Here is a 7,521-nt window from a genome sequence, read left to right on the forward strand (position 1 = left end):
GGAGCTTCTGGTTCGCCTGGCCGCCACTCCGTTGGCGGCCAATTTCATTGCGCTGACCGATCGCGCACTGCTGCAGCGTGCCGCGGTACGGTGCGGCGCGAACATCGTCCTGATCGACGACGATGGCGCGCCGCTGAGCAAACGGCCGGCAAACAGCCTCCGAATCCACCACATTCCGCTGGGCACCGAGGAAGCTCCGGGTCAGCCCGATCCGCGCAATGCCCAGCATGTGCTCGCCACACTCGCTGAAGCCGCAGACGGCTGCATGGAGGGACGCTACGATGCCGTAGTGACCGCACCGCTGCAGAAAGCCGCGATCAACGACGCGGGCATCGCTTTCAGCGGTCACACCGAATTCTTTGCCGAGCGCTCCCGGGCCGATGTCGTGATGATGCTGGCAAGCCCGGCGCTGCGCGTCGCCCTAGCGACCACGCATCTGCCACTGTCGCGCGTACCCGCCGCGATCACCACGCAGGGACTTCAGCGTGTCCTGCGCATTGTGCACGAAGAGCTCCAAGCCAAGTTCGGCCTCGCCGCACCGCGCATCGCGGTGCTGGGACTGAACCCGCATGCCGGCGAGGGCGGCCACCTCGGACATGAAGAGATCGAAACAATCGTCCCTGTCCTCGATGACCTGCGCACCAAGGGCATGCATCTGCTCGGCCCATTACCCGCGGATACAGCTTTCGTACCTGCATTGCGCGAACGCTACGATGCCGTCGTGGCGATGTACCACGATCAGGCGCTGCCCGTGCTCAAGAGCGAAGCCTTCGATTGCACCGTGAACCTTACGCTCGGCCTACCCTTCATCCGCACATCCGTGGACCATGGCACCGCGCTGGACCTTGCTGGAACCGGCCGCGCCGATCCGTCCAGTCTGATCGCCGCTGCACGGATGGCGATGGCTTTGACGGAAAAGCGAGGGACGAGCGACGAGTAGCGAGGGCGCCTGCCCAAATACCCGCCTCAGCGTCAAGGTTGCGATAGTGCAACTATGCATCCCGGGGCTCGCAGCAATATTCATCTGCGCGCCCTCCCTATTTACCACCTTTACGGTGGCTCATTCCTCGTCCCTGCTCTGATCGCCAACCTACTTCGACACCTGCCCCATGTCCGCCCGCCCCAAAAAAAGCTTCGGCCAACACTTCCTCCACGAAAAACGCTACATCGAGCGCATTGTCAGCGCTATTTCGCCACGTGAGGAGGACACGATGGTCGAGATCGGTCCGGGCGAAGGCGCGCTGACCCTGCCCCTGCTCGCGGCTGCCGGCAAGCTCACCGCGATCGAACTCGATACCGACCTGATCCCCGAGCTGCAGGCGCGCGCCGCCAGTGTCGGTGCGCTGACGATTGTCCACTCGGATGTGCTCAAGGTCGACTTCACCGCCCTGGCGCGTGAACGGGGGGTGGCGAAGTTGCGCGTGGCGGGCAACCTGCCCTACTACATTTCCAGCCCCATCCTGTTTCATTGCGTCGAACACGCAGGCGCTATCGCGGACATGCACTTCATGTTGCAAAAAGAAGTGGTGGACCGGATGGCCGCCGAACCAGGCAGCAAGGTGTATGGACGGCTGTCGGTCATGCTGCAGCTTGCTTGCCGGGTGGAACCGCTGTTCGATGTCCCGCCTGGGGCATTCCGCCCGCCGCCGAAAGTCGATTCGGCTGTCGTGCGCCTGGTCCCGCTTCCACCGGAACAGCTTCCCGACGCCGATCCAGACCGGCTGTACGGAGTGGTCAAGGCGGCCTTTGCCCAACGGCGCAAGACATTGAGCAACGCTCTCAAGCAGGTCATGAGCGTTCAGGCGATCGAGGCCGCCGAGATCGACCCGAAGGCTCGCGCCGAGGTCCTGGCACCGGCGGACTTCGTGCGCCTGGCCCGGGCGGCAACGGCGCAGGCCGCAGATTGACAAGGCCCCGCACAGGCTTGCCTCAGGCACGCCGGCAACGCTTACAATCCAGGCCATGAATCAGAAATCCCCCTACACGATCGACGTGCGGGTTGCTTCACGCTTCGTCCCCGACCAATCGAAGCCTGCCGACAACCGCTATGTGTTCGCCTACACCATCACTCTGCGCAACAACGGCGCGGTACCTGCGCGCCTGTTGACCCGGCATTGGGTCATCACCGACGCCAACGGCAAAGTCGAGGAAGTACGCGGCGACGGCGTGGTCGGCGAACAACCCTGGATGCGTCCTGGCGACGACTACGAATACACCTCCGGTGCTGTGCTGGAGACCGCTGTGGGCACCATGCAGGGCAGCTATCAGATGCTGGCCGACGATGGCACCCAGTTCGAGGCGCCGATTCCTGCATTCACCCTGTCCATTCCGCGCACCCTGCACTAGCGCCAATGGCTACTTATGCGATCGGCGACGTACAAGGCTGTTACCCCGAGCTACAACGTCTGCTGGAAAAACTGCGTTTCGACCCCGCCGTAGACCGGTTGTGGTTCTGCGGCGACCTGGTCAACCGAGGTGGACAGTCGCTGGAAACGCTCAGGCTGATCCACAGCCTGCGCGATAGCGTCGTGGTCACGCTCGGGAACCATGACTTAAGCCTGCTGGCAATTGCGCTGCGGCGCCAGGATGCGCAGTCGAAGGTCAACCCGGAGCTGCGTGAGGTGCTGTTCGCCGAAGATGCGCCGGTGCTGTTCGAGTGGATGCGTGGGCAAAAGCTGATGCATCACGACGAGCAGTTGGGCTGGACCATGGTCCACGCCGGGCTCGCACCGATCTGGACGCTTCGGCAAGCTTTGCGGCAGGCGCAGGATGTGGAGCGCGAACTGGCCAGTCCACGCCACCCACGCGTGCTGAAAAACCTGTTCGGCAATCGCCCCGCCGCTTGGACCAGCCGCCTGCAAGGCATCGATCGCATGCGCGCGTCGATCAATACTCTTACCCGCATGCGGTACTGCGACATCCACGGCCGCATCGACTTCGAGAGCAAAGGCATCCCGGGCACGCAGAAACCCGGCATGTATCCGTGGTTCGAAGTGCCCGGCATGCGTCGGCGCGAAACACGCATCGTCTGCGGCCATTGGTCGACGCTCGGACGCTTCGCCGGCATGGGCGTCTATATGATCGATACCGGCTGCGTCTGGGGTGGCAAGCTCACGGCAATCCGACTGGAACCGCATGACGAGCCGGAATACATCACGGTAAATGCTGAGCCGCATCGCAAGCGTATGCCTGGAGCGGACTGAGGCGCCAGGGACGCTGGCCCGCCCATAAGCGATTCTTGTTAGCTGCGCGCAAGGCGAACGGCTAATTTGCCTGTTTCCTCAGGCAAAGGAGGCCTGGTCATGCCAAACGTCAGCCACGCAACATTCAATTCATGGATGCCCTCTATCGGTCGTATTTTCCACGCTACCCCCAAAGTGCTAACGGGTTTTCTGGCGGCCTTTGGTGGCGCGCTCAATATCCGCGCCGCATCTGCGGATCACTATGGTGGCGGACTGACAGCCCAGGCGAACGTCCCTTTTCAAGAGTCACCACCGCGGGAAATCAAAGCGTGTCCGAATAGGACAACGGTTAGGCCATTGCCGCCTCTTCTGGCTGATGTCGGATACATGCTGCAAACCGTGAAGAACTGGGAAGAGATAGGCGGAGACGATATGGTTCCCGCGCTATTGTCCGGCGGGCCTGACCTGACGCTTCATGTCCCGGAGCGCTCGTTGCGCGATATAAAAGACATCATGCGGCGAAACGAGAAATTCGGGCGCGCGATGAATGAAGCCGAAGACCGGTTCTTGGCCCAGTTGTCCAACCCGCCGGATCTGCTCTTTGCAACAAGAGCCCATACGTCGAAGGATCTGCTCAGGCTGCTACAGGAGTCCGGCGCTGTAGAAACGTTCAAGCATGCACTCAGCGGTAAAAGCAGCAACGGTAACCTGAGCTTTCGACTAGGCGACATGGTCAGAATCGAAGTAGGCCTGGCCGACCGACTCAGGCCCGAGCCCAAACACTTGCAAGCCGATCACGATCATTTCAACAACTGGCTGGACTCACACTTCGCTTCTCAGCCGGGTGACCTCATGAACTATAGACAGCTTCGCAGTTTGCTCTCCCTTCTGGCAGAGCATCTCAATGCAAAGTATTCCATCAGGGCGAACTGAGAAGATTCCAAGAAGCGAATAGCTATTTTGCTTTGTTTCCCAGGCAAAGGAGGCCTGAATATGCCGAATGTCGGCGGTGCAACGTCCCATTCATGGGCACCCTCTATCGGTCGAATCCTCTACGCCATGCCTAAAGCGTTAGTGGCTGGACTTGCAACTTTTGCTGGCGCTTCCAATATCCGTGCCGCACCTGTTGGCAAACATGGCGGCGGACTGACTACGGAAGCAAATGCTCTCTATGCGCAGAAGTGGTTGCCGCAAATGCAGGCGTGCCTGAATGAACCATGGGTACACTCGTTCGATCCTGAACCGGCCATTGTCGAATGCGCACTGCGAAGCGTGAAAAACTGGGAGTCGAGTAGCGGGCATCCCACAGCGGATGTGGTGATATCGCGTACCGCGTTCCACCATAAGATACCTTGCGCGGATGCTGTTTCTAGCCTTGAAGTGCTCACACCCCATACCGCGAAAGAGGTATCGATTACCACAAAAGCCATCGTGAACGGTAACGAGGAATTCACACAAGCGCTGGATGAAGCCGAACTCCAACTGTTCTTCCATTCAAGCCTTGAAAGCCTGTCAGATCTATCCTCTGCAACAACTCCTTATACGGCGAGGGCTCTCTTCGAGTTGCTACAGGAAGGTGCGGATGTGGAGACGTTCAAGGACACGCTGCGGGATAGCAGCCTAGACTTCCGGATCCACGAAATGGTTAAAGATGCCGGAAATCTGGTCGATCGGCTCAAACCCGAACTGAGAGTCACATTGGCCGATCGCAATCGGTTCCAGGTTTGGCTGGATACCCATTTCACTTCCAAGCCGGATGCTCTGATGAACGACATCCAGGTTCACAGCTTGCTCTTACTCCTAGCCGAGCATATGAACACGAAGTACTCCATCGGCCGGACTTAACGCTTGAACAAAAAAAAGCCGGCATTCGCCGGCTTTTTTGAATCGGTCAGCTCAACTGACCGTGGCAATGCTTGAACTTCTTACCCGAGCCGCAGGGGCAAGGGTCGTTGCGCCCGACCTTCGGGCCTTCGCGCTGCACGACTTCGTGCTCGATGACCGGCATCGGAATCTCCGGCGCATCCAGCGTACGCGGCGCGCCGCCACCAGTAGCCTGCATCTGTTGCTGCAAGCGTTCGGCCAAGCGCTGCTGCTCGGCTTCCATCGCGGCAACTTCTTCTTCGCTGCGAATGCGAATGCGCGCGAGCATCTGCACCACTTCGGCCTTGATGCGGTCGAGCATGCTGGAGAACAACTCGAACGACTCGCGCTTGAACTCCTGCTTCGGCTGCTTCTGTGCGTAACCGCGCAGATAGATACCTTGGCGCAGGTAATCCATGCTCGCCAGATGCTCCTTCCAGGCGTTGTCGACCACGCTCAGCATGATGTGCTTTTCAAGCTGACGCATCGGCTCGGTACCGATCTGCTGCTCCTTGTCCTTGAACAACTTCTCGACACTTTCGCGCACATACTCGAGCACGGTCGCATCGTCGGCCTCACTTTGGCGCTCCAACCAATGACGCACATCGGCGCGCACGCCGAACTCGCTTTCCAATTCGCGATCGAGCCCCTGGATGTCCCACTGCTCGTCGATACTGTGCGCCGGCACGTAACGACGCACCAGATTATCCATCACATCCTCGCGGATGTCGGCGATGGTCGCCGAGACGTCGTCGGTCTCCAGCAACTCGTCGCGCTGGGCGTAGATCACCTTGCGCTGATCGTTGGCCACGTCATCGAATTCCAGCAGGTGCTTGCGGATGTCGAAGTTGTGCTGCTCGACCTTGCGCTGCGCCTTTTCGATCTGCCGGCTGATCATGCGATCTTCCAGCGCGTCTTCTTCCTTCATGCCGAACATGCGCATCCAGCGGCCGACCCAGTCGCCGGCGAAGATGCGCAGCAGGTTGTCCTGCAGCGACAAGTAGAAGCGCGACGAACCTGGGTCGCCCTGACGGCCGGAGCGGCCACGCAACTGGTTGTCGATGCGGCGCGACTCATGGCGCTCGGTACCGATAATGTGCAGCCCGCCCGACTCGAGCACCTGATCGTGGCGCTTCTGCCACTCGGATTTCACACGCTTGCGATCCAGCTCGGTGGCGTCCTCAGGCAGCGCCTGCAGCGCCGCTTCCAGACTGCCGCCCAGCACGATATCGGTACCGCGGCCGGCCATGTTGGTGGCGATCGTCACCGAACCCGGCGCGCCGGCTTGCGCCACGATATGCGCTTCACGCTCGTGCTGTTTGGCGTTGAGCACTTCATGCGGAATCTTTTCCTTGCGCAGCAGTTCGGACAGCAGCTCCGATACCTCGATCGAGGTCGTGCCGACCAGCACAGGCTGACCGCGCTTGTTGCAGTCCTTGATGTCCTCGATCACCGCGCGGTACTTGGCATCCTGTCCAAGAAAGACCATGTCCGGGTTGTCTTTGCGGATCATCGGCTTGTGAGTGGGAATGACCACCACTTCCAGACCGTAGATCTGCTGGAACTCGTAAGCCTCGGTATCGGCCGTACCGGTCATGCCGGCCAGCTTCTTGTACATGCGGAACAGGTTCTGGAACGTTACCGTCGCCAGGGTCTGGTTCTCGCGCTGAATCGGCACGCCCTCCTTCGCTTCCACCGCTTGATGCAGGCCATCGGACCAGCGGCGACCCGGCAGGGTACGACCGGTGAATTCGTCCACGATCACCACTTCGCCGTCGCGCACGATGTAGTCGACATCGCGCTGATAGATCGCATTGGCGCGCAAGGCAGCATTCAAGTGATGCACGACGGCCAGGTTCTTGGAATCGTACAGACCGCTATCGGCCTCGATCACACCGTTCTGACGCAGGAGCTCGTCCGCGTGCGACATGCCTTCTTCGGACAGATGCACTTGCTTCTGCTTTTCGTCGACCCAGTAATCGCCGGCGCTGTCTTCCTTCTCCTGGCGGATCATCTTCGGCACGATCTTGTTCACCGCCAGGTACAGCTGCGGGGAATCCTCGGCCGGCCCTGAGATGATCAACGGCGTACGCGCCTCGTCGATCAGGATCGAGTCGACCTCGTCGACGATGGCGTAGTGCAGGCCCCGCTGGTAACGCTGGTCCTTGGACAGGGCCATGTTGTCGCGCAGATAGTCGAAGCCAAATTCATTATTGGTGCCGTAGGTAATGTCGGCGGCATAGGCCTCGTGCTTATCGGCGTGCTCCATGCCCGGCCAGACCACACCAACAGAAAGGCCCAGGAAGTTGTAGAGCTTGCCCATCTGCGCCGAGTCGCGGCGGGCCAGGTAGTCATTGACCGTGACTACATGCACGCCCTTTCCTTCCAGGGCATTGAGGTACACCGGAAGCGTACCGACCAGGGTCTTGCCCTCGCCGGTGCGCATTTCGGCGATCTTGCCCATGTGCAGGACCAT

General features: G+C 60.3%; 7 protein-coding genes. 6 read left to right on the plus strand and 1 reads right to left on the minus strand.

The features are described 5' to 3' along the window. The 6 genes from pdxA to VIM98_RS16775 all read left to right on the plus strand — a co-directional run. A partial coding sequence (gene pdxA, locus VIM98_RS16750; RefSeq protein ID WP_331994255.1) for a 4-hydroxythreonine-4-phosphate dehydrogenase PdxA occupies positions 1-940 on the plus strand: 940 nt, incomplete at its 5' end. 169 nt (positions 941-1,109) lie between these two features. Then, on the plus strand, positions 1,110-1,907 hold the full coding sequence (gene rsmA, locus VIM98_RS16755) for a 16S rRNA (adenine(1518)-N(6)/adenine(1519)-N(6))-dimethyltransferase RsmA (protein ID WP_331994256.1): 798 nt from the start codon (positions 1,110-1,112) through the stop codon (positions 1,905-1,907). A 55-nt stretch (positions 1,908-1,962) separates the two neighbouring features. Then, the gene (gene apaG, locus VIM98_RS16760; RefSeq protein ID WP_331994257.1) at positions 1,963-2,346 is read left to right on the plus strand and encodes a Co2+/Mg2+ efflux protein ApaG; all 384 of its coding nucleotides are present in this window, start codon (positions 1,963-1,965) and stop codon (positions 2,344-2,346) included. Positions 2,347-2,351: 5 nt separating this feature from the next. Continuing rightward, complete coding sequence (locus VIM98_RS16765; protein ID WP_331994258.1) at positions 2,352-3,203, plus strand: symmetrical bis(5'-nucleosyl)-tetraphosphatase; 852 nt, start codon at positions 2,352-2,354, stop codon at positions 3,201-3,203. Between the two features lie 99 nt (positions 3,204-3,302). Then, complete coding sequence (locus VIM98_RS16770; protein WP_331994259.1) at positions 3,303-4,115, plus strand: hypothetical protein; 813 nt, start codon at positions 3,303-3,305, stop codon at positions 4,113-4,115. Positions 4,116-4,175: 60 nt separating this feature from the next. Further along, the gene (locus VIM98_RS16775) at positions 4,176-5,027 is read left to right on the plus strand and encodes a hypothetical protein (protein WP_331994260.1); all 852 of its coding nucleotides are present in this window, start codon (positions 4,176-4,178) and stop codon (positions 5,025-5,027) included. 46 nt (positions 5,028-5,073) lie between these two features. Here the strand turns inward: VIM98_RS16775 and secA are convergent. Beyond that, on the minus strand, positions 5,074-7,521 hold a 2,448-nt coding region (gene secA, locus VIM98_RS16780), incomplete at its 5' end, for a preprotein translocase subunit SecA (RefSeq protein WP_331994261.1).

The organism is Dyella sp., assembly GCF_036568765.1.
Classification (GTDB): domain Bacteria; phylum Pseudomonadota; class Gammaproteobacteria; order Xanthomonadales; family Rhodanobacteraceae; genus GSA-30.